Here is a 25,455-nt window from a genome sequence, read left to right as displayed (position 1 = left end):
CGGCGCACTTGACTGCACCGCTTGTAATGGGACTTATTCTCAAATAACATCCGCGCCACCGCCGCCCCCTCCAGCCGGCGTTTTTCGAGCCTTTCCAGGCCCCGTGCCATGCCATCTCCCACTCTTGCCCGCACCCATGACTGGTTCCGTGACTGGTTCCGTGACTACGGGCCGCTGATCTCCCGCATCCTCGCCGCGCTGTTTGGCGGCTACGCCGTGGCGGCGCTGGCCAGCGTGGCCGTGCTGGCCCTGCCCGCAGACCGCACGCAGGCGGCGATCTCGGGCACCTTGCTGAGTTTTGCCGTCTATGCGGGCGCGGTGATCTGGGTGTTTGCCGTGCGCAGCGCCCGACGCGCCTGGGCCGGCCTGCTGGTCGCCGCCCTGGTGCTGGCGCCTGCCGCGTGGTGGACCTGGGGCAAGGGGCTGGGCGCATGAACACGAACACCACGAACACCACGGACACGGCCGGCAAGTCTGCCAAGCCCGCGAAAGCCGCCAAGCCCGGGAAAGCCGCCAAGGCGCCCGGCATCCGCCAGACCATGTCCGACCTGCACACCTGGGTCGGCCTGCTGCTGGGCTGGTTCCTCTACGCCATGTTCCTTACGGGCACGGTGAGCTATTTCAGGAACGAGATCACGCAGTGGATGCAGCCCGAGCAGCCGCACCAGAGCCAGGCGAGCGAGCCCGCGCTCGTGGCCCAGCGGATCGGCGACGCCATGGCCCATGTGGCGCCGCAAAGCCCGCAATGGCTGATCAACCTGCCCGATGCGCGCAGCACGGTGGCCACGGTGTTCTGGAGCCCGCCGCAGACCGAAAAGGGCGCCAGGCGCCGCTTCGAGAACGGCCGCTTCGACCCGGCCACCGGCACGCGCCTCGAAGGCCCGGTGCGCGAGACGCGCGGCGGCGAGTTCTTCTACCGCTTCCACTTCCAGTTCCACTACATGCCCGTGCTCTGGGGCCGCTATCTGGCGGGGCTGTGCGCCATGTTCATGCTGGTGGCCATCGTCAGCGGGGTGATCACGCACAAGAAGATCTTTGCCGACTTCTTCACCTTCCGCTGGGGCAAGGGCCAGCGCTCCTGGCTGGACGCGCACAACGCGCTGTCCGTGCTGGGCCTGCCCTTTCACCTGATGATCACGTACACCGGCCTGGTGACGCTGGCCCTGATGTACATGCCCTGGGCCAGCCTGGCCACCACCATGACGCCCGAGCAGCGCGTGGTGGCAGGCCAGCAGCTCAGCGCCTTCGTTCCGGCTGGCAAGCCCTCGGGGCAGGCCGCGCGCCTGGCACCGCTGGCCGACATGGTGCGCCAGGCCGAGCAGCGCTGGGGCGCGGGCCAGGTGGAGCGCCTGAACGTCAATCTGCCCGGCGATGCCAAGGCCAGCGTGGTCGTGGTGCGCGGCGACAACGGCCGCGTCTCCATCAGCCCGCAGTTCATGACGTTCGACGGCGTCAGCGGCCAACTGCTCAAGGCCCAGGACAGCGTGGGCGCCGCCGCCGAGACGCGCGGCGTGCTCTATGCGCTGCACATGGGCCGCTTCGGCGACCTGCCCACGCGCTGGCTGTACTTCATCGTCAGCCTTGCGGGCACGGCCATGGTGGGAACAGGACTGGTGCTGTGGAACGTGAAGCGGCGCAGCAAGCTGCCCGACCCGGAAAGGCCGCATTTCGGCTTCCGGCTCGTGGAACGGCTGAACATCGCCACCATCGCCGGCCTGTCCATCGGCATGGCCGGCATGCTCTGGGCCAACCGCCTGCTGCCGGTGGAGATGGCGCAGCGCGCCGAGTGGGAGGTGCACGCCATGTTCATCGCCTGGGGTGCCACCCTGTTCTGGGCGATGGGCCGGCCCGCCAGGCGGGCCTGGATCGAGTTGCTGTGGGCTGGCGCCGCCGCCCTGGCCCTGCTGCCCGTGGTCAACGCGCTGACCACGGATCGCGGCCTCTTGGCCAGCCTGCGCGCGGGCGACTGGGTGTTTGCCGGCATGGACCTCATGCTGCTGGCCCTGGCCGCACTGCATGCCCATCTGGCCCTGCGCACCCAGCGCCACCAGCCCAAGGCCAAACCGGTGCGCGCCGCCCGGCCCGCGCCTACGGCAGCCGCCACTGCAGCAGCCGCCACGGCAGTGGCTGCCACGGCTGTGGCCGCCACAGCAGCGGCCGCCGCAGCGGAGACCAGCGCATGAGCATGGCCCATCTGTTCTGTCAGCTGCTGGCCCTGGGCGCCTTCGCCTGCCTGGCCCTGGCCATGGACCGCCACCAGAGCGACCTGTTCGGCAAGGAACTGCCACCCGCCCGCACACGGCGCCTGCGCGCGGCCGGCTGGGTGCTGCTGGCGCTGTCGCTGTGGGCGGCGCTGCAGGTGGAGCCCTGGTCGCTGGGGCTGGTGGCCTGGTTCGGCCACATCGCCGCAGCAGCGGCCATCGTGCTGCTGTCCATGGTGGCGCGCGAGCGCCTGCGCTGACGGCCCTCCTGGCGCCTTCAGAGAAACATGCCGCCCGAGGCCTCGATGCGCTGGCCCTGCACCCAGCCCATGCCGGGCTGCAGCAGGGCGGCCATCACGGGGCCGATGTCGTCGGGCTGGCCCACGCGGCCCAGTGCCGTCTGGCTGGCCAGGGCCGCGCCTACCTGCGCATCGTCGCGCACACGGCCACCGCCAAAATCCGTGGCAATCGCCCCCGGCGCCACCGTGTTGACGCGAATGCCGCGCGCCCCCAGCTCGCGCGCCAGGTAGCGCGTCAGCACCTCCACCCCGCCCTTCATGGATGCATAGGCCGCATAGCCCGGCTGGGTGAAGCGCGTGAGCCCGCTGGACAGGTGGATGATGCTGCCGCCATCGCGCAGCAGGGGCAGCAGGTGCTGGCTCAGGAAGAACGGCGCCTTCAGGTGGATGGCGACCAATTCATCGAACTGCGCCTCGGTGGTGGTGGCGAATGGCGCATTGATGCCGATGCCGGCGTTGTGCACCAGCGCATCGAGGCGGTCGGCCTGCCAGGTCTCGGCCAGGGCCCGGCGCACGCGGGCCGCAAAGTCCGCAAAGCCCGCGCTGCGCGCCACGTCCAGCTGCAGGGCGGCGGCCCGCCCGCCCAGCTCCTCGATGGCGGCCACGGCGGCCTGGGCCTGGTCGGCACGCTCGCGGTAGGTCAGCACCACGTCCAGGCCCTGGCGCGCCAGGTGCTCGGCCGTGTTGCGGCCCAGGCCGCGGCTGCCGCCCGTGACGAGGACGATGCGGCGGGCGGCAGGGGAAGAAGCGGTCGAAGGAGAAGCTGTCATGACGGACCTCGGCAGTGGGTTGCAATGACGGCGACTGTATTGAAGGCTGTTTTCTGGATAAATTGGCTGTTTCTGATTTATTTGTTCGTACCATGCAAACAATCAAGCTTCTGGAGCAGATGCAGATCTTCAGCCGCGTGGCCGAGATGGCCAGCTTCACGCGTGCGGCCGACAGCATGGGTTTGCCCAAGGCCAGCGTCTCCCAGGCCGTGCAGCAGCTGGAGGCGCGGCTGGGCACGCGGCTGCTGCACCGGACCACGCGGCGCGTGCAGCTCACCCAGGACGGCCAGGCCTGCTACGAACGCTGTCAGGACCTGCTGGCCGACGTGGACGAATTCCAGGGCCAGTTCCAGCAGGCCGGCGACGCACCGCTGCAAGGCAAGGTGCGGCTGGACATGACCACCGGCCTGGCGCGCCACGTCGTCATGCCCTTGCTGCCGCAACTGCTGCAAAGCCATCCGGCGCTGGAGCTGGAGCTGAGCTGCACCGAGCGTCGCGTGGACCTGGTGCGCGAAGGCTTTGATTGCGTGCTGCGCCTGGGCCCCGTGGACGAGCCCGGGCTGGTCGCCCGCCCGCTGGGCCTGGTGGCGCTGGCCACCTGCGCCAGCCCCGGCTATGTCCAGGCCCACGGGCTGCCCGCCACGCTGCAGGATCTGGGCGGTCACCGGCTGGTGCACTACCAGCGCACGCTGGGCGCGCGGCCGCTGGGCTTCGAGTACGAGGAGGATGGCCAGCCCCGGTACCTGCCGATGGCGGGCGCGCTCACCGTGAACAACGCGGAGGCCTATCTCGCGGCCTGCCAGGCCGGCCTGGGGCTGATCCAGGTTCCGCGCCTGGCCGTGCAGCCGCTGCTGGACGCAGGGGAACTGGTCGAGGTGCTGCCCCGCCATCCGCCCCCGCCCATGCCCTTGCACCTGGTCTATGCCCACCGCCGCCAATTGCCACGCCGCGTGCGCGTGCTCATGGACTGGCTGGCACAGGCCATACAGCCCTGGACACTCGACGCTGGCCTGCCCGAAAAGCAATAGGCGATGGCCCGATGGACTCGGCCAGCGTCATTTTGCTTATCACTAATCCGTATCAAGACAAAGGTTCGCGCCTGCCCCTTTTGACGCCATTTACCGGACAATAGCGACCTTGCCCCGGTCACCGGCCGCCACGAAGCAGCGGCAACGCGCACACCGCGCCTGCCCCCTGTGCTTCCCGCCACCGCGTGCCTGAATGGCACTGACCTCTCATTGCAACGTCCCGGCGGGCACTGTCCGCCCCGAATTCACCGTATTGCCAACATGAGTGCTTTTCTTGAAGAACGCGTGCTGTCCGTCCACCACTGGACCGACCGCCTTTTCTCCTTCACCACCACCCGTGACACTGCGCTGCGCTTTTCCAACGGCCATTTCACGATGATCGGCCTGAAGGTCGACGGCAAGAACCTGCTGCGCGCCTACTCCATTGCCAGCCCCAATTACGAGGAGCACCTGGAGTTCCTGTCCATCAAGGTGCCCGACGGCCCGCTGACCTCGCGCCTGCAGAACATCAAGGTGGGCGACACCATCATCGTCGGCAAGAAGCCCACGGGCACGCTGCTGATCGACTACCTGCTGCCCGGCAAGAACCTGTACCTGATCGGCACCGGCACGGGCCTGGCCCCCTGGCTGGCCGTGGCGCGCGACCCCGAGACCTACGAGCGCTACGAGAAGGTGGTCGTGGTGCACGGCGTGCGCCATGCCAACGAGCTGGCCTACCAGGAGCTGTTCGAGAAGGAACTGCCCGAGCACGAGTTCCTCGGCGAGATCGTCAAGGACAAGCTCATCTACTACCCCACGGTGACGCGCGAGCCCTTCCGCAACCAGGGCCGCATCTCCAACCAGATCACGGCCGGAACCTTCCCGCAGAACATCGGCCTGCCCGAGCTCAACCCCGAGACCGACCGCGTCATGCTGTGCGGCAGCCCCGCCATGCTGAACGAACTCAAGGAGCTGCTGGAGCACCGCGGCTTCAAGGAAGGCAACACCACCACGCCCGGCGACTTCGTGGTCGAGCGCGCCTTCGTCGAGAAGTAAAGCCCACGACACCCCGTGGCGGGGCGGCTGCCGATAATCGGCGCATGCCGCCCTCCTCCCTTCCTTCAGCCCCGCCAGGCGACGAAGACCGCAACTTCATCGTCGCACTGGCGCGCGGGCTGGACGTGCTGTCGTGCTTTCGCTCCGGCGAGAAGCTGCTGGGCAACCAGGACATCGCCAGGCGCTGCGGACTGCCCAAGTCCACGGTCTCGCGCCTGACGCACACGCTGACCACGCTGGGTTACCTCATCCATGTGCCCGAAGAGGGCAAATACCGCCTGGGCACGGCCACGCTGGCGCTGGGCAGCGCCATGCTCTCGCGCCTGGACGTGCGCCAGATCGCGCGCCCGCTGATGCGCAAGCTGGCGGCCGCCACCGATGCCGAGGTGGCCCTGGCCACGCGCGACCGGCACAACATGGTCTACATCGAGCACTGCCCCAGCGCGCGCTTCATGCACCGCGACCTGGACATGGGCTCGCGCATTCCCCTGGCCACCACGGCCGTGGGCCGTGCCTGGCTGGCCGCCAGCCCCGCGTCCGAGCGCCAGCGCGCGCTGGACTATCTGCAGTCTCACGCGCCCGAGCAATGGGCCGCCGCACAGGCCCAGCTGCCGCTGTGGCCGGAGGCAGGCAACCAGCCCCAGCCATGGCTGTCGCGCTCGTTCGGCGACTGGCAGCCCGAGGTCAACGCCATTGCCCTGGCCTTCTCGCCGGGGCGCGGCCTGCCGCTGATGGCCGTCAGCCTGGGCGGGCCCTCGCGCTTCGTCACGGCCGACGCGCTGCGCCAGGACGGCGTGCCCGCGCTGCAGCGCATGGTGCGGCGGCTGCAGCAGGACATCGACAGGGCCTGAACGCCTGTCCCGCAGGTGCCCGCGCGGTACCGCTCAGCACGGCGCAGCACGGCAAAGTAGCCAAGACGACAGCGTGCACGGTGCCGGCGCCCTAGCATGCAGGTGTTGCTCAACCACCAGAAACCCAAGCCAGGAGACATACAGCATGAGCGTGAAAGCATTGTTCGACCTCACGGGCAAGACCGCCCTGATCACCGGAGGCTCGCGCGGCCTGGGCCTGCAGATGGCCGAGGCGCTGGGCGAGATGGGCGCCCGGCTCGCCATCACGGCGCGCAAGTCCGACGAGCTGGCCGAGGCCAAGGCCCACCTGCAGGGCCTCGGCTACCAGGTCGAGACCTTCACCAACGACCTGCAGAAGTTCGACACCATCCCCGCCCTGGTCGAGGACGTGCTGGCGCGCTGCGGCGACATCGACATCCTCGTCAACAACGCGGGCGCCACCTGGGGCGCCAAGGCCGAGGAATACCCGGACGAGGCCTGGAACAAGGTCATGAACCTCAACGTCTCCGCGCCCTTCTTCCTCACCCGCGAAGTGGCCAGGCGCGTGATGATCCCCAAGGGCCGGGGCAACGTGATCATCACGGCCTCGGTCGCGGCCTTCAAGGGCACGCCGCCCGGCATGAACACCGTGGCCTACAACACCTCCAAGGCGGCCGCCGTGCACCTGGCGCGCACCCTGGCCTCGGAATGGGGCCACTACGGCATCCGCGTCAACTCCATCTGCCCGGGCTTTTTCCCCAGCAAGCTGGCCAACGGCCTCATCGACAAGCTCGGCGACCAGCTCATCGCCCGCGCCCCGCTGCGACGCATCGGCGGCGAGGAGGACCTCAAGGGCGCCGTGGTCTACCTGGCGTCCGATGCATCGCGGCACATGACGGGGCAGGCGTTGGTGCTGGATGGTGGAGCGAGCTTGTTGTAAACAACGCAGCCCTGCAATGAGAAAGGCCCCTGTACCGCGGTGCAGGGGCCTTTCTTACGTGAGCCGCTGCGCAGCGACTCAGCATGTCTTCTTCAAGCCTGCAGAGCAAAGGGCTCGATGGACTCCAGTTCGTCGCCTATGGCTTCGCGCGCGATATCGGCGTCGTACTGGCTTTGCAGATTCATCCAGAACTCCACGGACGTGCCAAAGAAGCGCGCCAGCCGCAGCGCCGTATCCGCCGTGATGGAGCGGCCGTTCTTGACGATGGCCGCGATGCGTGTCTGCGGGACATGGATGGCCTGGGCCAGGCGGTATTGCGTCAGGCCCATGGGCTCCAGGAATTCAGTGGCCAGGATTTCGCCTGGCGTGGGGAGGTTCAAAGGTTTGTTCATGGTCAGCACTCCTGCGCCAGATCCAGGATCAACGCTTTCGCTTCAGTGGTAATCGACGATCTCCAGCTGACTCGGGCCTTCATGGGTCCACACAAAGCACACGCGCCACTGGTCATTGATGCGGATGCTGTGCTGCCCCTTGCGGTCTCCGTGCAGCGCCTCCAGCCGGTTTCCGGGCGGGACCCTCAAGTCCTGAAGCACATGAGCGGCATGCAGCATCCGAAGCTTGCGCAGCGCAACCACTTCAATGCTGCTCCACCGACGCACCCGCCTCTGCTGGAACAGTTGCTCGGTGTCGGGGCACTTGAATGACTGGATCGTCATGGAAGCAAATAATAACGTGCCGCGTCAGTAACGTCAAACGCAAGTACCGGACAACTGAGTCCACAAGAAAGCGCCTGGGCCAGATCAAGCTGGCACCAGGCGCTTTCGGTCGAAAAACTGAGCGGCGCTCTACTTGTTCGCCACCGTCATCACCGCCTCAATCTTGCCATCGCGCACAGCGGCGCCGCGTTCCGTGGTCAACGTGCCGCCGCGATCATCCACGCCCTTGACGCCGCCGGGGTTCACGTCGGGGCGCAGGGATTTGTAGGCCTCGTCGAGCTTGGCGTGGATGGCCTTGGTGTCCGAGGCAGAGCCGGCCAGCTGCATGGCCTTGACGGTGGCGTGCACGGCCGTGTAGTTCCACTGCGCCTCCGAGCCGGGGATGCGGCCAGGGTAGACCTTGCCGAAGCGTTCGACGAAGGCCTTGTTCTCGGGCTTGGTGTCCTCGGAGACGGGCATGACGCCGATGGCGCCTTCCAGCGGCGCATAGCCGCCGACCACACGGGCCATTTCGTCGAGCTTGGCCTGGTCCATGACCACGAAGCCGCCCTTGAAGCCCAGCTCGCGCGCCTGCTTGACGACCAGGGCCGTGGGCTCGGAGGCTCCGCCCACGAAGAGCACGTCGGGCTTCTCGGCCAGGGCCTTGCTCACGCCGCTGTAGAAATCGGTGGCACGGTTGTAGCTCATGGCGTTCTCGGCCACCACGGTGCCGCCCAGCTTTTCCCAGCCGGGCTTGAAGGCGGCGACCCAGGCCTTGGCGTAGTCGTGGTCGGCGCCCACCAGGGCCACCTTCTTGCCGAAGCGGCCCATCACGTACTTGGAGAAAGGGTCGATGTACGAGGTGAACTCGGGCGGGATGCGCAGGGTCAGCTTGTTGCCCCGGTTGGTGATCTGCGGCACCGAGCTGTAGGCCAGCACGATGAAGTTGCTGCGCTCGTTGGTGGTCTGCAGCGCGAAGATGCCGCCCGAATGCGGCACCAGGATGGCCGCCGTCTTGTGCTGCTGCACCAGGCGCTGGGCGTTGATCGCGGTCTCGGACGGGTTGTACTTGTCGTCCAGCGGAACGATCTCGATCTTGACCTTCTTGCCACCGATCTCGGGCGCTGCGGCATTGATCTCGGAGACGGCCATCTGCATGCCGTCGAGCACGTTCTTGCCGTACTGGGCAGCGCCGCCCGACAGCGGGCCGGAGTAGCCGATCTTGACGACTTCCTGGGCCAGCGCAGGGCCGGCGGCGGCCACGGCGGCGCAGGCCAGGGCCAGCGTGCCCACCCTGCGGCGGGTCAATGGTGCGAATGCTGTCATGTCTGTCTCCTTGGATCGTTGGTGGTGGTGGCTTGGGTAGAGGCAAGAGGCGGCGTCATGCGCCGATGTAGGCCTTGCGGATGGAGTCGTCGGCCAGCAATTCGGCGGGCCTGCCCTCGCGCACGATGCGGCCGCTTTCCATCACATAGGCGCGGTGCGCGATCTTCAGCGCCGCATAGGCGTTCTGCTCGGCCAGCAGCACGGTGGTGCCGGCCGCGTTGATGCGCTGTATGGCCTCGAACATCTGCTTGATGACCAGGGGCGCCAGGCCCAGCGAGGGCTCGTCCAGCAGCAGGGCCTGGGGCCGGCCCATCATGGCGCGGCCGATGGCCACCATCTGCTGCTGGCCGCCCGACAGCGAGCCGGCCGGGTCGTGCTGCTTCTCGCGCAGGATGGGAAACAGCTCCATCACCTCCTGCAGCGTCTTCTGGCTGGGACCGGGGTCGCGGCGGTGCACGTAGGCGCCCAGCTGCAGGTTGCGCAGCACCGACATCTGGGGGAACAGCTTGCGCCCTTCGGGGCACTGCACCACGCCGGACTGCACGATGGCCGAGGGCTTGCTGCCAGCCAGCTCCTTGCCATTCCAGACGATGGAGCCACCCGCGGCCTTGTGGATGCCGCTGGCCGTGAGGAACAGCGAACTCTTGCCCGCGCCGTTGGCGCCCAGCAGCACCACCAGCTCGCCCCGGTCGGCATGCAGGCTCACGCCGTCCAGCGCCAGGAAGCTGCCGTAGCGCAGCGACACGTTCTCAAACTTCAGCATGCTCGCTCCCCAGGTAGGCATCGATGACGGCGGGGTTGCGGCGTATCTCCTCGGGCGTGCCCTCGGCGATCTTCTCGCCGTAGCTGAGCACCAGGATCTTGTCGGCCAGGCTCATGATCATGCCCATCTTGTGCTCGATCAGCGCCACCGTGATGCCGTGGCGCACCAGCTTGCGGATCAGCTCGGCCAGGCCCTCGGTCTCCTCGGGGTTGACGCCACCGGCGGGCTCGTCGAGCAGCATCAGCTTGGGGTCGGTGGCCAGGGCCAGCGCGAAGGCCACGCGCTTGCGCTCCTCCTGCGTGATGTCGCCCGCGATGCGGCCGGCCACGTGCGACAGGCCCACGAAGTCCAGCGCGTCGCGCGCCTTTTCACGGCACACGCGCTCTTCCTCGCGCAGGCGGCTGGAGCCGCGCAGCACATCCCATAGCCCTGAGCGCGTGCGCAGCCGGTGGCCCACGATGAGGTTGTCCAGCACCGTGGCGCGGTCGAACAGCGCCGTGGTCTGGAAGGTGCGCGCCACGCCCAGTTTCGCCACCTGGTCGGTGCGCAGCGAGGTCACGTCCTGGCCATTGAAGGTGATGGTGCCCGAGGTGGGCTTGTGCACGCAGCTGATCAGGTTGAAGAACGTGGTCTTGCCGGCGCCGTTAGGGCCGATGATGGCGTTGATGCGGCCTTCCTCGATCACGGTGCTGACATCGCTCACGGCGGCCAGTCCGCCGAACCGCTTGGTCAGGTGGTCAATCTTGAGCATGCGGCTTGCCCTCCTTGGCATTGCGGCGCGCGCGCCAGGCGGTGACGCTGCCCACCACGCCGTAGGGCATGAAGATCACCAGCATCACGAGAATGGGGCCGAAGACGATGAAGCGGTACTCCTGCAGGAACTGCAGGTACTGCGTGATCCAGGGCATGCCGATGGCGCCCAGCAGCGGCCCCAGCACCGTGCCCATGCCGCCGACCATGGCGAAGATCATCATGTCGAAGGTGTGGTGCACGCCCGCCATGTCCGGCCCGATGAAGCGCACGAAGCCGGCGTACAGGCCGCCCGCCACGCCCGCGTAGACCACGCTCAGCATGAAGGCCAGCACCTTGTTGCGCATGAGGTTGATGCCGAGCGCCTCGGCCAGCTCGTCGCTGTTGCGGATGGCCATGAAGGTGCGGCCCAGCAGCGACCGGACGATGCGCCGCATCACCCAGACCGAGACCACGAGGAAGGCCAGCACCAGGTAGTACAGCGCCAGCGGCGACTCGAAGCTCAGCGCGCCCAGGGCCTCGGGCGCGGGGATGCCCATGATGCCCACCGTGCCGTGGGTCAGGCCCTCCCACTTCTCGATGACGAGGAACATGATGTAGCCCACGCACAGCGTGAAGATGGAGAAGTAGTGGCCCTTGAGCCGCAGCGAGACGATGCCGATCAGGTAGCCCAGCACCGCGCACACCACGCCCGACATCACCAGCCCGCCCCAGAACGGCCAGCCATGGTCCACCGTAAGGATGCCCACGGTATAGGCGCCCGCGGCCATGAAGCCCGCATGCGCCAGATTGAGCTGGCCCGTGTAGCCCGTGATCAGGTTCAGGCCCAGCGTGGCGATGGCGAAGATGTAGGCCGTGCTCATCACCGTGAGGTGGTAGTCGTTGCCCGCCAGCCAGGGGAAGGCGATGCCGGCGGCCAGCAGCAGGCCCCAGGCAACGCGGGAGTCGATGAATCCGTTCATTCAATGACTCCTCTTGGCGAACAGGCCCTGCGGGCGCAGCGACAGGATCACCACCAGCAGCACGAAGGCGATGATGTCCTTGTAGTCGGTGGAGATGTAGTAGGCGCCGAAGCTCTCGGCAAAGCCGATGATCAGCCCGCCCAGCACGGCGCCCGGGATGCTGCCCATGCCGCCCAGGATGATGATCACGAAGGCCTTGGTGATGACCAGGTGGCCCATGGCCGGATAGACCAGGTTGATGGGCGCATACAGCGTGGCCGCCACGGCCGCGAGCACGCCCGAGATGGCAAAGGTCAGCATGGACACGCGGTTGGCATCGATGCCCACCATCGATGCGCCCTCGCGGTTCTGGGCCATGGCGATGATGGTCGAGCCCGTGGTGGTGCGCGTCAGGAACAGGTGCAGCGCCACCATCAGCGCAAAGGCCGCGACTATGATCAGCAGGCGCTGCGCAGGCGCCGTGATGCCGCCCATCTCCACGATGGAGGTGTAGGGCGTGGGCATGCGCTGGAAGTCCGCGCCCCACAGCGCCTGGGCGCCCGCTTCCAGAAACAGCAGCAGGCCGATGGAGGCGATCTTGGGATGCAGGGGAGAGGCCTTGCGCAGCGGATGGAAGATCAGCCGCTCGCTGACGATGCCCAGCACCGCCACCGCCACCGCCGCCACCAGCATGGCCGCCCAGTAGCCCCAGCTCCAGGCCACCATGGCCTGGAAGGCCACGAAGGCGCCGATCATGTAGAAGCCCCCGTGCGCGAAGTTGGGCACGTGCAGGATGCCGTAGACCAGGGTCAGGCCCAGGGCCACGAGGCCATAGATGCCGCCCAGGGTCAGTCCATTGAGCACTTGCTGCAGGAAGACGTCCATCACCGCCTCCCGCCTGCCGCCGCCGGTGGCCGCCACCGGACCAGGGTCTGTTCTCGCATTGCCTTGCCTCCTTGTTTGCTGTGAACCAGCTTAGGAGGCGGTGCCGTGCACCATCAACCCGAAGATTCCGCACAGCGGAATTCACCTGGGAAACCCCGAGGCGCAAACCGCTGCGGCAGTAACCTAGATGACAGGCGCAGGCCGGCAGGAGCGGGGAACGCTAGATGGACAGCGCCGGCAGGTTCTCGGGCAGGCCCTGCATGGAGCGCTGCGTGTGCTCGGCCACGAAGTCCAGGAAGCTGCGCACGCGCGCCGGCATGAACTTGCGCGTGGGCAGGGTGGCGTAGAGCGTGAATCGGCCCGTGGTCCATTCGGGCAGCACATGGCGCAGCCGGCCCGAGCGCAGGTGGCGCGCGATCAGGTCCAGCGGCTGGGTGCTGATGCCCGCGCCGTCCAGCGTGGCGCGCAGCAGCGTGCCCGTGTGGTTGGCCACCAGCACGGGGCGCACGGCCACCTCGGCCTCGCCCGCGTTGCCGTCGAGCCGGCGCATGCGCAGCATGTCGGAGCGGCCCTGGATGCGCCGGCGCAGCAGGCACTGGTGGCCGGCCAGGTCCTCGGGCACGACAGGCACGCCATGGGCGTCCAGGTACTCGGGCGCGGCGCAGGCCAGGCCGCAGGTGGTGACGATGGGCCGGGCCACCACGTTGCCGTCGTAGCCCTCCTCGGCATTGACGAAGGTGATGTCGTATTCGCCCACGGCCGCCTCGCTGGCCGACTCCACGAAGACCTCGATGCAGATGCGCGGATGCAGGCGGTGGAAGTCCGCCACCAGCGGCGCCAGAACATGCTCGGCGAACACGGGCGGCGTGAGCACGCGCACGGCGCCAGACAGCTCCAGCGTGTGCGCCTGGGCCAGGCTGAAGGCGTCCTCCACATCGGCCAGGATGCCGCGCACGCGCTCCAGGTAGGCCTCGCCAGCCTCGGTCAGCGAGACGCTTCGCGTGGTGCGCTGCAGCAGCCGCGTGCCCAGGTGCTGCTCCAGGTCGGCCACCAGGCGCGTGACCGTGGGCACGGACATGTCCAGGCGCCGCGCCGCCGCCGAAAACCCGGCCTCGTCGGCCACGGTCTGGAATACCCGCATGGTCTGCAATCGGTCCATCTTGTCCTTGGCCCCCGGCCTTGGTGCCAGGGGACTTTGCTGCATTGTTCCATTGCCCAAACGCCTGCGCCGCGGCTTTGCGGGCCGCGGCGCAGGCGTTCATCTTCGTCGAAATGCGGGAACTCAGCCCGTGCCGCCCGGAGTGTCCCCGGCGCTGGCCGCCTCGGCGGGCGGCGCCCAGCGGATGGGGTGGGTGAAGCGCACGCCGGCATCGCTGAAGGCCTTGGCCGTGGCGGCCGACAGCAGCAGGATGGCCGAGGAAAAGTAGATCCACATCAGCAGCACCACCAGCGAGCCCGCCGCGCCATAGGCCGAGACCACGGCCGCCGTGGCCAGGTACCAGGCCAGGGCCTGCTTGCCCAGCGTGAACAGCAGGGCGCCGATGATGGCACCGAAGATCAGATAGCGCAGCCGGGGCTTGGGGCCGCCGCCTATGCGCATCAGCCCCACAAAGAGCAGCACGGTGATGCCGAAGGACACGCACTCGTTGATCAGGCTGACCAGCGGCCCCAGCGGCTGCATCTGCAGCTTGGTGCCGGCCCAGTTGGTGATCAGCTGGATGGCCGTGGACAGGGCCATGGACACCAGCAGCAAGAAGCCCAGCGCCAGCACATAGGTCAGGCCGCGCAGCCGCAGCGCGGCCATGCGCCACCACACGGCCTTGGGCGGCGGCGGCTCGCCGTTCGAGGTCCAGAGCCTTTCCAGCGCGGACTGCAGCTCCACGAAGACACCGGTGGCGCCCGACATCAGCAGGATGAAGCCGAACAGCGAAGCCAGCCGCCCCTCGTCGGGCCGCTGGGCGCTTTCCAGCGCGCCGCGCACCACCTGGGCGCCGCGCTCGCCGATCACGTCCTGCACCTGGTCGATGAGCTGGTGCTCCACATAGCTGCGGTCCACCCACCAGCCCAGCACGCCGACCAGCAGCAGCAGCAGCGGGGCCAGGCTCAGGATGCCGTAGAAGGACATGGCGGCGCTCATGCGCAGGCCATCGGCGTCCAGCCACAGCTGCACGGCGTTCCACATGGCGCGCAGCGGGTTCAGTTCCAGCAGCCGGTCCAGGCGTGCGGACCAGGACGAGGCGGGGGGAGTTTCCGGGGTATCTGAGGGCATGGCCCCCATTGTGCGCAGCGGCGCACCGGCGCCCTGTCAGCCTGTGCCGACAGGGGCCTGTGCGCGCGGCTCAGGTCACGGGCGCTGGATTGAACAGCACCAGGGCGTTGTGCAGCTTCCACTGCTCGGCCCAGGTCTTCCTGCGGCCGCTGGCCACGTCCAGCATCAGGCGGAACATCTCCCAGCCCACGTCCTCGATGCTGGCCTGGCCCTCGGCGATGCGGCCCGCGTTCACGTCCATCAGGTCATGCCAGCGCCGCGCCAGGTCGCTGCGCGTGGCCACCTTGATCACGGGCACCTGGGCCAGGCCGTAGGGCGTGCCCCGGCCCGTGGTGAACACATGCAGGTTCATGCCGGCGGCCAGCTGCAGCGTGCCGCAGATGAAGTCGCTGGCCGGCGTGGCCGCGTAGACCAGGCCGCTTTGAATGCCCCGGTCGGCCAGACGCTGGCCCGGCGACAGCACGCCGGTGATGGGCGCCGTGCCGCTCTTGATGATGGAGCCCATGGCCTTCTCGACAATGTTGGACAGGCCGCCCTTCTTGTTGCCCGGCGTGGTGTTGGCGCTGCGGTCCACGCGGCCCTTGTCCAGGTAGGCGTCGTACCAGGCCATCTCCTCGATCATGGCCTGGGCCACCTCGGGGCTGGAGGCGCGCGAGGTGAGCTGGTCGATGCCGTCGCGCACCTCGGTCACCTCGCTGAACATCACGGTGGCGCCTGCGCGCACCAGCAAATCGGTGCAAAAGCCCACGGCCGGATTGGCCGTGACGCCGCTGAACGCATCGCTGCCGCCGCACTGCACGCCCACCACCAGGGCGCTGGCCGGCACGGTCTCGCGCCGGCGCGCGTTCAGCCGCTCCAGATGCACCCTGGCGCGGCCCATGATGGAGTCCACCATGGACATGAAGCCCACATGCGCCTCGTCCTGCAGGCAGACCACGTCCAGCGCGGGTTCTCGCTCATCGACGATGGGAAACGAGCCCGGCGGCAGCAGCCGCTCGGGCTGCAGCTTCTCGCAGCCCAGGCTCACCACCATCACCTCGCCGCCGAAATTCGGGTTGTGGCTGATGTTGCGCAGCGTGCGCTGCGGAACCTCGGCGCCCACGGCATCGATGGCCACGCCGCAGCCATAGCTGTGCTCCAGGCCCACCACATCGTCCACGTTCGGATAGCGCGGCAGCAGCTCGGCCTTGATGCGGCCCACCGCGAAATCCAGCACCCCGGCCACGCACTGCACCGTCGTGGTGATGGCCAGGATATTGCGCGTGCCCACCGTGCCATCGGCATTGCGGTAGCCCTCGAAGGTGTAGCCCGTCAGCGGCGGCAGCTCGGGCGGCTGCACCGTGGCGATCGGCAACCCCTCAAGAGACAGCGCCCCCGGCATGCGCAGCAGCCGCTCATGCACCCAGCTGCCCGCGGCAATGGCCTGCAGCGCATAGCCGATCACCACGTTGTAGCGGCGCACCTCGCCGCCCTCGGCAATGTCCACCAGCGCCACCTTGTGCGCCTGCGGCACCTTGTCGACCAGCACCAGCCCCCCGGGCATCACCGTGCCCGCAGGCAAACCCCCGTCATTGGCCACGATGGCCACGTTGTCGGCCGGATGCATGCGGATGGAAAGAGGAAGTGGGGTACTCATGGCAATGTCTCAATTTTCTAAAGGGCTGGCACTACAGCAGTAAAGCAGCTGGCACAGCCCACGCAACCGGCGCGGCCCAAAGCGAGGGACACCAAGCAAGGGCCTACGCCGGCCGCGCCGCCCCGCAGCGAGGGTGTCGTCCCCCTCCGCGAAGCGAGAAGGGGGAAGGCGCGAAGCGCCTCAGGGGGTCACTCTGCTTTTATTCCAGCAGCCTTGATCACCTTCCCCCACTTGACCACCTCGGCCTTCTGGAACTCGCCCAGCTCGGCCGGCGTCATCTGCGAAGGCAGCATGCCGAAGTTCTTCAGGCGCGCCTGCACCTCGGGCGTGGCGACGATCTTCATGATCTCCGCATGCAGCCGCTCCACGATGGGGCCCGGCGTGCCTGCGGGCGCGAACACGGCCTGCCAGGAGCCCATGTCGAAGCCCTTCTCGCCGGCCTCGGCAATGGTGGGCACATCGGGCAGGGATTCCAGGCGCCGCGAGCTGGTCACGGCGATGGGGCGCAGCTTGCCGGCCTGCACATGGGGGCCGACGACCAGGGCGGTGTCGAACATCATGTCCACCTGGCCGCCGATCACGTCCTGCACGGCCGGGCCGCTGCCCTTGTAGGGCACGTGGGTGAACTTCACGCCCGTCTGGTAGCCCAGCAGCTCCAGCGCCATGTGGTTGGAGGTGCCGCTGCCCGGCGAGGCCGAGGTCAGGCCGCCCGCCGCTGCCTTGGCCTTGCTGGCGGCCAGCACGTCGGCCAGCGTCTTGTAGGGGCTGGAGGCCGGCACCACCAGCACCAGCGGGCCCGAGCCCAGCATGGCCACCGGCGTGAAGGACTTGACCGGGTCGTAGTCCAGCTTGGCGTACAGGCTCACATTGATGGCGTGCGAGCTGATGGTGCCGCCCAGGATGGTGTAGCCATCGGCCGGTGCGCGCGCCGCAATGGCCGAGCCCACGCTGCCGCCCGCGCCGCCCTTGTTCTCGATCACCACGGGCGTGCCCAGGGCCTTGCTCAGCGGCTGGGCGATCACGCGCGCCAGCGTATCGGTATTGCCGCCAGGCGGGAACGGCACCAGGTAGGTGATGGGCTTGCCCGTGGGCCAGTTGCCCTGCGCGGCGGCGGGCATGGCGGTCAGGGCCGTGCCCAGCAGCAGGGCGCTGGCGAGGGAATGTTGGATGAGTGTGCGGCGTTGCATGGTGCTTGTCTCCGGGAAGGGCTTGTCGTTGGAATGGTGTGAAAGCGGGTTCAGAAGCGCGGCTGGTGGCCGGTGAACGCGGGGTCGTACTTGCGCATCTGCCCCAGGTCGTCGCGGTTGCGGATGCCGCAGTGCAGGTAGTTGTCGTGCAGGCGGGCCAGTGCCTCGCGGTCCAGCCGCACACCCAGGCCGGGCGCCGTGGGCACGCGCAGGCTGCCCTGCTCGAACTGCAGCCGGCCGCCCTCGACGACTTCCTCGTCCTGCCAGGGGTAATGCGTGTCGCAGGCATAGGTCAGCAGGGGCACGCTGGCGCACAGGTGCGTCATGGCCACCAGGCTCACGCCCAGGTGCGAGTTGCTGTGCATGGACAGGCCCAGGTCGAAGGTGCGACACAGCGTGGACAGGCGCTGCGTGGCGCGCAGCCCGCCCCAGTAGTGGTGGTCGCTGAGCACGATCTTCACGGGGCAGCCCATCTCGGCGTTGCGGCGGAACTCGGCAAAGTCCGTCACCACCATGTTGGTGGCCAGCGGCACATCGCACTCGCGTGCCACGGCGGCCATGCCGTCCAGGCCGGGCGCCGGGTCCTCGTAGTACTCGAGCACGCCCTGCAGCTGCTGCACGATCTTCAGGCTGGTCTCCACCGTCCAGTTGCCATTGGGATCGATGCGCAGCGGCGTGCCCGGAAAGGCATCGGCCAGCGCCAGGATACCGGCCGCCTCCTGCTCGGGCGGCAGCGCGCCGGCCTTGAGCTTGATGCTCTGGAAGCCGTACTGCGCAATCATGCGCCGCGCCTGCTCCACCAGCTGCTGCGGCGCCAGGGCCTCGCCCCAGGCGTCGGGAGAAGAATCTGGTCCATAGGGCCTGTCGATGTGCTCGGCATACTTGTAGAACAGGTAGGCCGAGAAAGGCACGCTGTCGCGCGCCGCGCCGCCCAGCAGGTCCACGATGGGGGCGCCCGCCATCTGGCCCTGCAGGTCCAGCATGGCGACCTCGAAGGCGCTGACCACCTTGGCCACCGTCTTGGACACATGCGTGCCCGGCGCCAGCGACACCTGCTGGCCCAGGAATTCGGAGGCCGTCAGCGCAGGCGGCGCCACCAGGGCCGCGACGCGGGCCTCCATCTCGTTGAGCGCCCAGGGCGACAGCCCCACCAGCGCGGGCGCGGCCTTGGCCAGCGCATCGAGCATGGGCTGGTCACCGTAGCTTTCGTTGATGCCGACCAGGCCCGATGCCGTCTCGATCTCGATGATGGAACGCAGCGCCCAGGGCTCGTGGATGCCGGCCGCATTGAGCAGCGGCGGATCACGGAAGGCAATGGGCGTGATGCGGACGTGGCGGATCGCGTGGGTCGCTTGGGAGGTGCTCATCTGGACTGCGGACGGGGTAGGAAAATCGGAAAAATCTGCGAAAGCGTTGACGTCTTGTGATACGTTGTCGTACAACTTGGAGCGATTATGATCAGCACCATGGAAAGTTCGGCAAAGGGATTTCCCGCATCACCCCCAACGATCGAGCTTCCCCTGCGAGGAAAGTCCGGTCGCAGCGGCCGCAATCTGGCCGCCCTGCTGTTCGACGAGTTCGCGAGCAAGATCCGCAACGGCCTGCTGGCCGAAGGCGAGAAGCTGCCCACGGAATCGTCGCTGGTGCAGACCTACGAAGTCAGCCGCACCGTGGTGCGCGAGGCGCTGTCGCGCCTGCAGGCCTCGGGCCTGGTGGAGACGCGCCATGGCATAGGCACCTTCGTGCGCGCCGCCCAGCCCGCGTCCACGCTGATGCTCAATGCCGACGAGCTGACGGCCGCCGTGGACGTGATGGCCGTGCTGGAGCTGCGCATCAGCCTGGAGACCGAAAGCGCCGGCCTGGCCGCGCTGCGCCGCAGCCCCGAGCAGCTGCAGGGCATACGCACGGCGCTGCAGGCCTTCGAGATCGCCTTTGCGCGCGGCGAGGACACGGTGGCCCATGACCTGGCCTTCCACACCCAGATCGCCGAGGCCACGGGCAACCGCTACTTCGGCGACATCCTGCGCCACTTCGGCGCCCAGCTGATTCCGCGCACGCGCATCGCCTCCATCCACCAGCCCCAGCGCGACCCCGACTACCTGCGCCGCGTCAACCGCGAGCATGAGGAAATCCTCGCCGCCATCGAGCGCCAGGACGCCGACTCGGCCCGCGCGGCCATGCGCATCCACCTGACCAACAGCCGCGAACGCCTGCGCCTGGCGCAAAAGACCAGCGCCGCCTGACGCCTTCTGACGCCTTCTGACGCCTTCTGGGCATCCTGGACCGCCCTGCGCCCTGCGGGACCGATGGCGCCGGCACAGGAATTCAGACAACCAAGGGAAAACCCTTTATCACGGCATGCATGTCTCGGTTGAAAATTCGCTCCAGTTGTACGACAACTGACAACATAAAACCCGGAGACAAAAGCATGACCCTGAGCCGAAAGCAATTCCTGCGCGCCGCTGGCGCCACCGCCCTCGTGGCCACCGGCGCCGGCGCGCTGGCCCAGAGCAACTGGCCCACGCGGCCGCTGCGCCTGGTGGTGCCCTACCCGCCGGGCGGCAGCTCGGACATCATTGCGCGCGCCATCGGCCCGCTGCTGTCGGCGGAACTCAAGCAGCCCGTGGTCATCGAGAACAAGCCTGGCGCCAACGGCAACCTGGGCGCCGACATGGTGGCCAAGGCCCAGCCCGACGGCCACACGCTGATGCTGTGCGACCTGGGTGCGCTGGCCATCTCGCCCTCGCTCTACACCAAGCTGTCCTTCGACCTGTCCCGGGACCTGCGCGGCGCGACCATGCTGGCCTACTCGCCGCACCTGCTGGTGGTCCATCCCTCGGTGCCGGCCAACAACCTGCAGGAGCTGGTGGCCCTGTCCAAGAAGGAAGACCTGAGCTTTGCCGTCACTGCCACGGGCAGCGCCCCGCACCTGGCCGGCGTGGAACTGGCGCGCGCCACGGGCGCCCGCTGGGAATACGTGCCCTACAAGGGCGGCGTGCAGTCCATCCAGGACACGGTGGCAGGCCAGACCCAGGTGCTGATGAACGGCATGCTGGCCACCTACCCCCATGTGCAAAGCGGCAAGCTCAAGCTGCTGGGCCTGTCCAAGGGCACGCGCATGCCGTTGGCCGCCAACGTGCCCACCATCGCCGAGCAGGGCGTGCCCGGCTTCGAGACCGGCACCTGGCAAGGCGTGGTCGTTCCGGCCAAGACGCCCGAGGCCGTGGTCCAGCGCCTGCATGAGGCCCTGATCACCGCCATCCGCTCGCCCGAGGTGCGCGCCCGCCTCACGGGCCAGGGCGCCGAGGTCGTGACCATGAACCCCGCCGAGACCGCGCGCTTCCTGGCCACCGAGCGCCAGCGCTGGCAAAAAGTGGTTCAGACAGCCGGTTTGAAGCTCGACTGATTCCACCCTTTTTTCTTTCTTCCCCACCCTTGTTCCCGAGAGCACCATGACCCCCCAAGACCTCAAAGACGTGATGAGTTCCGGCCTGCTGTCCTTTCCCGTGACGGACTTCGACAGCAACGGCAACTTCAATGCCAAGGGCTATGCGGCCCGCCTCGAATGGCTGGCCCCCTACGGCGCCAGCGCGCTGTTCGCGGCCGGCGGCACGGGCGAGTACTTCTCGCTGTACGGCGAGGAATACGGCCAGATCATCAAGACCGCCGTGGACACCTGCCGCGGCAAGGTGCCCATCATCGCGGGCGCCGGCGGCCCCACGCGCACGGCCATCGCACACGCCCAGGAGGCCGAGCGCCTGGGCGCCCACGGCGTCCTGCTGCTGCCCCACTACCTGACCGAAGCCGGCCAGGAAGGCCTGATCGCCCATGTGGAGCAGGTCTGCAAGAGCGTGAAGTTCGGCGTCATCGTCTACAACCGCGACCGCACCCGCTTCACGCCCGAATCGCTGGCCATCCTGGCCGAGCGCTGCCCCAACCTGGTGGGCTTCAAGGACGGCATGGGCAACATCGAGACCATGTCCTCCATCTTCATGACGATGGGCGACCGCTTCGCCTACCTGGGCGGCCTGCCCACGGCCGAGGTCTATGCGGCCGCCTACAAGGCCCTGGGCACGCCGGTGTACTCCTCGGCCGTCTTCAACTTCATCCCCAGGACGGCGATGGCGTTCTACGAAGCCGTGCGCACCGACGACATGGCCACGCAGCACAAGCTGCTCAAGGAATTCTTCATGCCCTATCTGAAGATCCGCAACCGCGTCGAAGGCTACGGCGTGAGCATCATCAAGGCCGGCGCCAAGCTGGTGGGCCACGACGCCGGCCCCGTGCGCGCCCCGCTGACGGACCTCAAGCCCTCCGAGCTGGAAGAGCTCAAGGCCCTGATCGACAAGCTCGGCCCCCAATAAGCCACAAGACCGGGCGCAGGGGCCAGTCCGGCCCTTGCGCCCCCCAGGAGACAAGAACATGAAAAAGATTCTGATCGCGCTGGGTGCCGCACTGGCCCTCACGGCGCAGGCGGCCGGCAGCTTTCCGGACAAGGCCGTCAACATCATCGTGCCCTTCCCGGCCGGAGGCTCCACCGACACCGTGGCGCGCGCCATGGCCCTGAGCATGGGCGAACAGCTGGGCAAGCCCTTCGTGGTGGAAAACCGCCCCGGCGCCACGGGCACCATCGGCGCAGGCGCCGTCAAGCGCGCACCGGCCGATGGCTACACCCTGCTGGTGGCCTCGCTGGGCCCCTTCGTGGTCACGCCGCACCTGGTCAAGAACGTGCCCTATGACGCAGGCAAGGACTTCGACTACATCACCATCCCCGTGCAGGCACCCAACGTGCTCGTGGCCAGCCCCGCGCAGAAGGCCCGCACCGTGGCCGAAGTCATCGCCGCGCTCAAGGCCAACCCCGGCAAGATCAGTTTCGCGAGCTCGGGCAACGGCTCCTCGGACCATCTGTCGGCCGAGCTGTTCTGGCAGCAAAGCGGCACCGAAGGCATGCACGTTCCCTACAAGGGCGGCGCCCCGGCCATCACCGACCTGATCGGCGGCCAGGTGGACTTTTCGTTCCAGAACGTCAACGCCGTGCTGCCCCATCTGCGCAGCGGCAAGCTGCATGCGATCGCCGTGACCGGCAGCCAGCGCTCGCCCGTGCTGCCCGATGTGCCCACGCTGGCCGAGGCCGGCGTCAAGGGCGCCGAGGTCTATTCCTGGCAAGGCCTGGCCGCACCCAAGGGCCTGCCCGCCGATGTGAAGGCCAAGCTGGCCAAGGCCGCCATCGCCTCCGTGCAGCAGCCCGACATCCGCAAGCGCTTCGTGGAGCAGGGCCTGGAGATCGTGGGCAACACGCCCGAGGAATTCACGCGCTACCAGGCCCAGGAATCGGAGCGCTGGAGGCAGCTCATCCAGACAAGAAAGATCACCGCTGATTGAGCTGGAAACAACGGGCCGGCCCCGGGGCCTTTGCCCGCCGGCCTTTGCCCGCTGGCCTGCGCACCGCAGGCCCTTTTCACTGGGGCTTCCAGCCCCTGCAAGTTCCAAGGATTCCAAGGCATGGCGACCTCCCGTCCACGCGTTCTCCAGTTCGGCAAGATGCCGCTGCCCCAGCTCGATGCCGAGCTGGCCCAGGCCTATGAGGTGACGCTGCTGTCCGAGCAGCCCGACCGCGAGCGCTTTCTCGCCGAGCACGGCGCGCAGTTCGAATACCTGGTCACCTCGGCCGCCATGGGCGTGCCCGCGAGCGTGGTGCAGGCCCTGCCCAGGCTGCGCTTCGTGAGCAGTTTCGGCGTGGGCTTTGACGCGCTGGACCGCGAGTCCCTGCTGCGCCAGGGCGTCCGCGTGGGCTACACGCCCGGCGTGCTGGACGACTGCGTGGCCGACATGGCCTTCGCCCTGCTGCTGGACGCCGCGCGTGGCCTGAGCGAGTCCGACCGCTTCGTGCGCCGGGGCGACTGGAGCCAGGGCCGCTTCGGCATCCGCACGCGTGCCAGCGGCAAGCGCCTGGGCATCTTCGGCATGGGCCGCATCGGCTCCACCGTGGCGCGCCGCGCGGCCGGCTTCGACATGGAGGTGGCCTACCACAACCGCCGCCCGGTCGAGGGATCGCCCCACCTCTACCAGCCCTCGCTGCTGGAGCTGGCGCGCTGGGCCGACTTCCTCGTCATCACGGCCGCAGGCGGCGACGGCACGCAGCACCTGGTCAACGCCGAGGTGCTGGACGCGCTGGGCCCGCAGGGCTTTCTGATCAACGTGGCGCGCGGCAGCGTGGTCGACGAGGCCGCACTGGTCCAGGCCCTGCAGCAGGGCCGCATCGCAGGCGCGGGCCTGGATGTGTTCGAGGACGAGCCACGCCCCCATGCCGAGCTGCTGTCGCAGGACAACGTGGTGCTTGCGCCCCACATCGCCAGCGGCACGCACGAAACCCGCCGCGCCATGGCCGACCTCGTGCTGCGCAACCTGGCGCAGTTCATCGCCATGGGCCGGCCCGAGGCCGAAGTGCCCTGGTCGGCCGCGCAGCAGCCGGCCACCGCCACCACCGCATAGCCCTTTTTTTCCCAGAGACCGATCCAAACGATCCAAGAGCACGCCATGTCCTCCACCCCGACCATCACCGAGATCGAAGTCATTCCCGTCGCCGGCCGCGACGGCATGCTCATGAACCTCAGCGGCGCGCATGCGCCCTACTTCACGCGCAACATCGTGCTCGTGCACGACAGCGCGGGCCACACCGGTGTGGGCGAGGTGCCTGGCGGCGAAGGCATACGCCAGGCGCTGGAGGACAGCAAGGCCCTGCTCATCGGCCAGTCCGTGGGCAACCACCTCAAGCTGCTGCAGAACCTGCAGCAGGCCCTGGCCGGCCGCGACACGGGCGGGCGCGGCCTGCAGACCTTCGATCTGCGCATTGCCGTGCATGCCGTCACCGCCGTGGAGTCGGCCCTGCTGGACCTGCTGGGCCAGCACCTGGGCGTGCCCGTGGCGGCCCTGCTGGGCGAAGGCCAGCAGCGCGACCGCGTGGAGATGCTGGGCTACCTGTTCTTCACCGGCCCCACCGACAGGACCGACCTGCCCTACGTCCAGCCCGGCGAAGACCAAAGCGGCAGCGACGACTGGACGCAGGTGCGCCACATGACCGCCATGGACCCGGCCGCCATCGTGCGCCAGGCCGAGGCGGCGCACGCGCGCTACGGCTTCAACGACTTCAAGCTCAAGGGCGGCGTGCTGGCCGGCGAGCAGGAAGTGGAGGCCGTCACCGCGCTGGCCAGGCGCTTCCCGCAGGCGCGCGTCACGCTGGACCCCAACGGCGGCTGGCTGCTCAAGGACGCCATCCGCCTCATGCGCGACATGCACGGCGTGCTCGCCTATGCCGAAGACCCCTGCGGCGCCGAGAACGGCTTCTCGGGCCGCGAAGTCATGGCCGAATTCCGCCGCGCCACCGGCCTGCCCACGGCCACCAACATGATCGCCACCGACTGGCGCCAGATGGTGCATGCGCTGTCGCTGCAGTCCGTGGACATCCCGCTGGCCGACCCGCATTTCTGGACCATGGCCGGCTCCGTGCGCGTGGGCCAGACCTGCCGCGACTGGGGCCTGACCTGGGGCTCGCACTCCAACAACCACTTCGACATCTCGCTGGCCATGTTCACCCACGTGGCCGCCGCCGTGCCCGGCAAGGTCACGGCCATCGACACGCACTGGATCTGGCAGGACGGCCAGTACCTCACCCAGAACCCGCTGCAGATCAAGGGCGGCTTCGTCGAAGTGCCCAAGACCCCGGGCCTGGGCGTCACCGTGGACCGCGCCGCGCTGCAGCGCGCCAACGCCCTGTACCTGGAGCACGGCCTGGGCGCCCGCAATGACGCCATGGCCATGCAGTACCTGATCCCGGGCTGGACCTTCGACAACAAGCGCCCCTGCATGGTCCGCTGACCCCTTCCTTCCGTTACCCCTTTCC

Annotated in this window: 26 protein-coding genes; 13 read left to right on the top strand and 13 right to left on the bottom strand. The window is 68.3% G+C overall.

Going from position 1 to position 25,455, the window contains the following annotated elements; translation table 11 throughout:
• The first annotated feature begins 108 nt into the window (after nt 1–108).
• From AAN986_RS01395 to AAN986_RS01385, 3 genes are read left to right on the top strand one after another with little or no spacing between them, the layout of a single operon-like run.
• Complete coding sequence (locus AAN986_RS01395) at nt 109–435, top strand: DUF3649 domain-containing protein (protein WP_047218570.1); 327 nt, start codon at nt 109–111, stop codon at nt 433–435.
• A complete protein-coding gene (locus AAN986_RS01390) occupies nt 432–2,183 on the top strand; it encodes a PepSY-associated TM helix domain-containing protein (RefSeq protein WP_047218569.1) in 1,752 nt (583 codons plus the stop codon). The genes AAN986_RS01395 and AAN986_RS01390 overlap by 4 nt, the downstream gene beginning before the upstream one ends.
• Nucleotides 2,180–2,461, top strand: a complete 282-nt coding sequence (locus tag AAN986_RS01385) for a DUF3325 domain-containing protein (RefSeq protein WP_012202210.1) — start codon at nt 2,180–2,182, stop codon at nt 2,459–2,461. Before AAN986_RS01390 ends, AAN986_RS01385 begins: the two co-directional genes overlap by 4 nt.
• A gap of 17 nt (nt 2,462–2,478) precedes the next feature.
• On the opposite strand, the gene AAN986_RS01380 is transcribed toward AAN986_RS01385, so the two are convergent.
• Entirely contained in the window at nt 2,479–3,270 is a 792-nt protein-coding gene (locus tag AAN986_RS01380) for an SDR family oxidoreductase (RefSeq protein ID WP_047218568.1), read from the bottom strand.
• A gap of 92 nt (nt 3,271–3,362) precedes the next feature.
• On the opposite strand from AAN986_RS01380, the gene AAN986_RS01375 reads away from it, so the two are divergent.
• From AAN986_RS01375 to AAN986_RS01360, 4 genes are all read left to right on the top strand, one after another.
• Nucleotides 3,363–4,298 (top strand): LysR family transcriptional regulator, encoded by a 936-nt coding sequence (locus tag AAN986_RS01375; RefSeq protein WP_047218567.1) that lies wholly within the window; start codon nt 3,363–3,365, stop codon nt 4,296–4,298.
• A gap of 261 nt (nt 4,299–4,559) precedes the next feature.
• Nucleotides 4,560–5,333 carry a ferredoxin--NADP reductase gene (locus AAN986_RS01370; protein WP_016448667.1) on the top strand — a complete coding sequence of 258 codons (774 nt, stop codon included), beginning with the start codon at nt 4,560–4,562 and terminating at the stop codon, nt 5,331–5,333.
• 44 nt (nt 5,334–5,377) lie between these two features.
• Nucleotides 5,378–6,184: an IclR family transcriptional regulator gene (locus AAN986_RS01365; protein WP_016448668.1), complete on the top strand. Its 807-nt coding sequence runs from the start codon at nt 5,378–5,380 to the stop codon at nt 6,182–6,184.
• Between the two features lie 145 nt (nt 6,185–6,329).
• Nucleotides 6,330–7,103: an SDR family oxidoreductase gene (locus AAN986_RS01360; RefSeq protein WP_016448669.1), complete on the top strand. Its 774-nt coding sequence runs from the start codon at nt 6,330–6,332 to the stop codon at nt 7,101–7,103.
• Nucleotides 7,104–7,195: 92 nt separating this feature from the next.
• On the opposite strand, the gene AAN986_RS01355 is transcribed toward AAN986_RS01360, so the two are convergent.
• The 12 genes from AAN986_RS01355 to AAN986_RS01300 form a co-directional block, all read right to left on the bottom strand.
• Complete coding sequence (locus AAN986_RS01355) at nt 7,196–7,495, bottom strand: HigA family addiction module antitoxin (RefSeq protein ID WP_026062357.1); 300 nt, start codon at nt 7,493–7,495, stop codon at nt 7,196–7,198.
• Between the two features lie 42 nt (nt 7,496–7,537).
• Nucleotides 7,538–7,819: a type II toxin-antitoxin system RelE/ParE family toxin gene (locus AAN986_RS01350; RefSeq protein WP_016452144.1), complete on the bottom strand. Its 282-nt coding sequence runs from the start codon at nt 7,817–7,819 to the stop codon at nt 7,538–7,540.
• A 129-nt stretch (nt 7,820–7,948) separates the two neighbouring features.
• Nucleotides 7,949–9,124: an ABC transporter substrate-binding protein gene (locus AAN986_RS01345; RefSeq protein WP_016452145.1), complete on the bottom strand. Its 1,176-nt coding sequence runs from the start codon at nt 9,122–9,124 to the stop codon at nt 7,949–7,951.
• Nucleotides 9,125–9,179: 55 nt separating this feature from the next.
• Nucleotides 9,180–9,887 (bottom strand): ABC transporter ATP-binding protein, encoded by a 708-nt coding sequence (locus AAN986_RS01340; RefSeq protein ID WP_013800138.1) that lies wholly within the window; start codon nt 9,885–9,887, stop codon nt 9,180–9,182.
• A complete protein-coding gene (locus tag AAN986_RS01335) occupies nt 9,874–10,638 on the bottom strand; it encodes an ABC transporter ATP-binding protein (protein WP_016452146.1) in 765 nt (254 codons plus the stop codon). The genes AAN986_RS01340 and AAN986_RS01335 overlap by 14 nt, the downstream gene beginning before the upstream one ends.
• Entirely contained in the window at nt 10,625–11,599 is a 975-nt protein-coding gene (locus AAN986_RS01330) for a branched-chain amino acid ABC transporter permease (protein WP_043792260.1), read from the bottom strand. The genes AAN986_RS01335 and AAN986_RS01330 overlap by 14 nt, the downstream gene beginning before the upstream one ends.
• Entirely contained in the window at nt 11,600–12,463 is an 864-nt protein-coding gene (locus AAN986_RS01325; protein ID WP_016448674.1) for a branched-chain amino acid ABC transporter permease, read from the bottom strand. It abuts the gene before it with no gap.
• A gap of 220 nt (nt 12,464–12,683) precedes the next feature.
• On the bottom strand, nt 12,684–13,622 hold the full coding sequence (locus AAN986_RS01320; protein WP_047218566.1) for a LysR family transcriptional regulator: 939 nt from the start codon (nt 13,620–13,622) through the stop codon (nt 12,684–12,686).
• Nucleotides 13,623–13,745: 123 nt separating this feature from the next.
• A complete protein-coding gene (locus AAN986_RS01315) occupies nt 13,746–14,732 on the bottom strand; it encodes a YihY/virulence factor BrkB family protein (protein WP_034366599.1) in 987 nt (328 codons plus the stop codon).
• A 70-nt stretch (nt 14,733–14,802) separates the two neighbouring features.
• The gene (garD, locus tag AAN986_RS01310) at nt 14,803–16,368 is read right to left on the bottom strand and encodes a galactarate dehydratase (protein ID WP_047218565.1); all 1,566 of its coding nucleotides are present in this window, start codon (nt 16,366–16,368) and stop codon (nt 14,803–14,805) included.
• 188 nt (nt 16,369–16,556) lie between these two features.
• The gene (locus AAN986_RS01305) at nt 16,557–17,555 is read right to left on the bottom strand and encodes a tripartite tricarboxylate transporter substrate binding protein (RefSeq protein WP_047218564.1); all 999 of its coding nucleotides are present in this window, start codon (nt 17,553–17,555) and stop codon (nt 16,557–16,559) included.
• Nucleotides 17,556–17,605: 50 nt separating this feature from the next.
• Nucleotides 17,606–18,922 carry a glucarate dehydratase family protein gene (locus AAN986_RS01300; protein WP_047218563.1) on the bottom strand — a complete coding sequence of 439 codons (1,317 nt, stop codon included), beginning with the start codon at nt 18,920–18,922 and terminating at the stop codon, nt 17,606–17,608.
• Nucleotides 18,923–19,021: 99 nt separating this feature from the next.
• Here AAN986_RS01300 and AAN986_RS01295 point away from each other — a divergent pair, with 99 nt between their 5' ends.
• The 6 genes from AAN986_RS01295 to AAN986_RS01270 all read left to right on the top strand — a co-directional run bounded on the left by AAN986_RS01295 (nt 19,022) and on the right by AAN986_RS01270 (nt 25,430).
• A complete protein-coding gene (locus AAN986_RS01295; protein WP_227472514.1) occupies nt 19,022–19,798 on the top strand; it encodes a FadR/GntR family transcriptional regulator in 777 nt (258 codons plus the stop codon).
• Nucleotides 19,799–19,983: 185 nt separating this feature from the next.
• A complete protein-coding gene (locus AAN986_RS01290) occupies nt 19,984–20,961 on the top strand; it encodes a tripartite tricarboxylate transporter substrate binding protein (RefSeq protein WP_047218562.1) in 978 nt (325 codons plus the stop codon).
• 46 nt (nt 20,962–21,007) lie between these two features.
• The gene (gene kdgD / locus AAN986_RS01285) at nt 21,008–21,919 is read left to right on the top strand and encodes a 5-dehydro-4-deoxyglucarate dehydratase (RefSeq protein WP_016448682.1); all 912 of its coding nucleotides are present in this window, start codon (nt 21,008–21,010) and stop codon (nt 21,917–21,919) included.
• A 58-nt stretch (nt 21,920–21,977) separates the two neighbouring features.
• On the top strand, nt 21,978–22,937 hold the full coding sequence (locus tag AAN986_RS01280; RefSeq protein ID WP_047218561.1) for a tripartite tricarboxylate transporter substrate binding protein: 960 nt from the start codon (nt 21,978–21,980) through the stop codon (nt 22,935–22,937).
• A 120-nt stretch (nt 22,938–23,057) separates the two neighbouring features.
• Nucleotides 23,058–24,047, top strand: coding sequence for a 2-hydroxyacid dehydrogenase (locus AAN986_RS01275; RefSeq protein ID WP_047218560.1), 990 nt, complete (start codon nt 23,058–23,060; stop codon nt 24,045–24,047).
• Nucleotides 24,048–24,092: 45 nt separating this feature from the next.
• Complete coding sequence (locus AAN986_RS01270) at nt 24,093–25,430, top strand: enolase C-terminal domain-like protein (protein ID WP_034397726.1); 1,338 nt, start codon at nt 24,093–24,095, stop codon at nt 25,428–25,430.
• Nucleotides 25,431–25,455 lie beyond the last annotated feature (25 nt).

The organism is Delftia sp. DS1230 (assembly GCF_040112715.1).
GTDB classification, from domain to species: Bacteria; Pseudomonadota; Gammaproteobacteria; order Burkholderiales; family Burkholderiaceae_C; genus Comamonas; species Comamonas tsuruhatensis.
The sequence above is the reverse complement of the archived record's forward strand: the minus strand, read 5'-3'. Positions and strand labels throughout refer to the sequence as shown.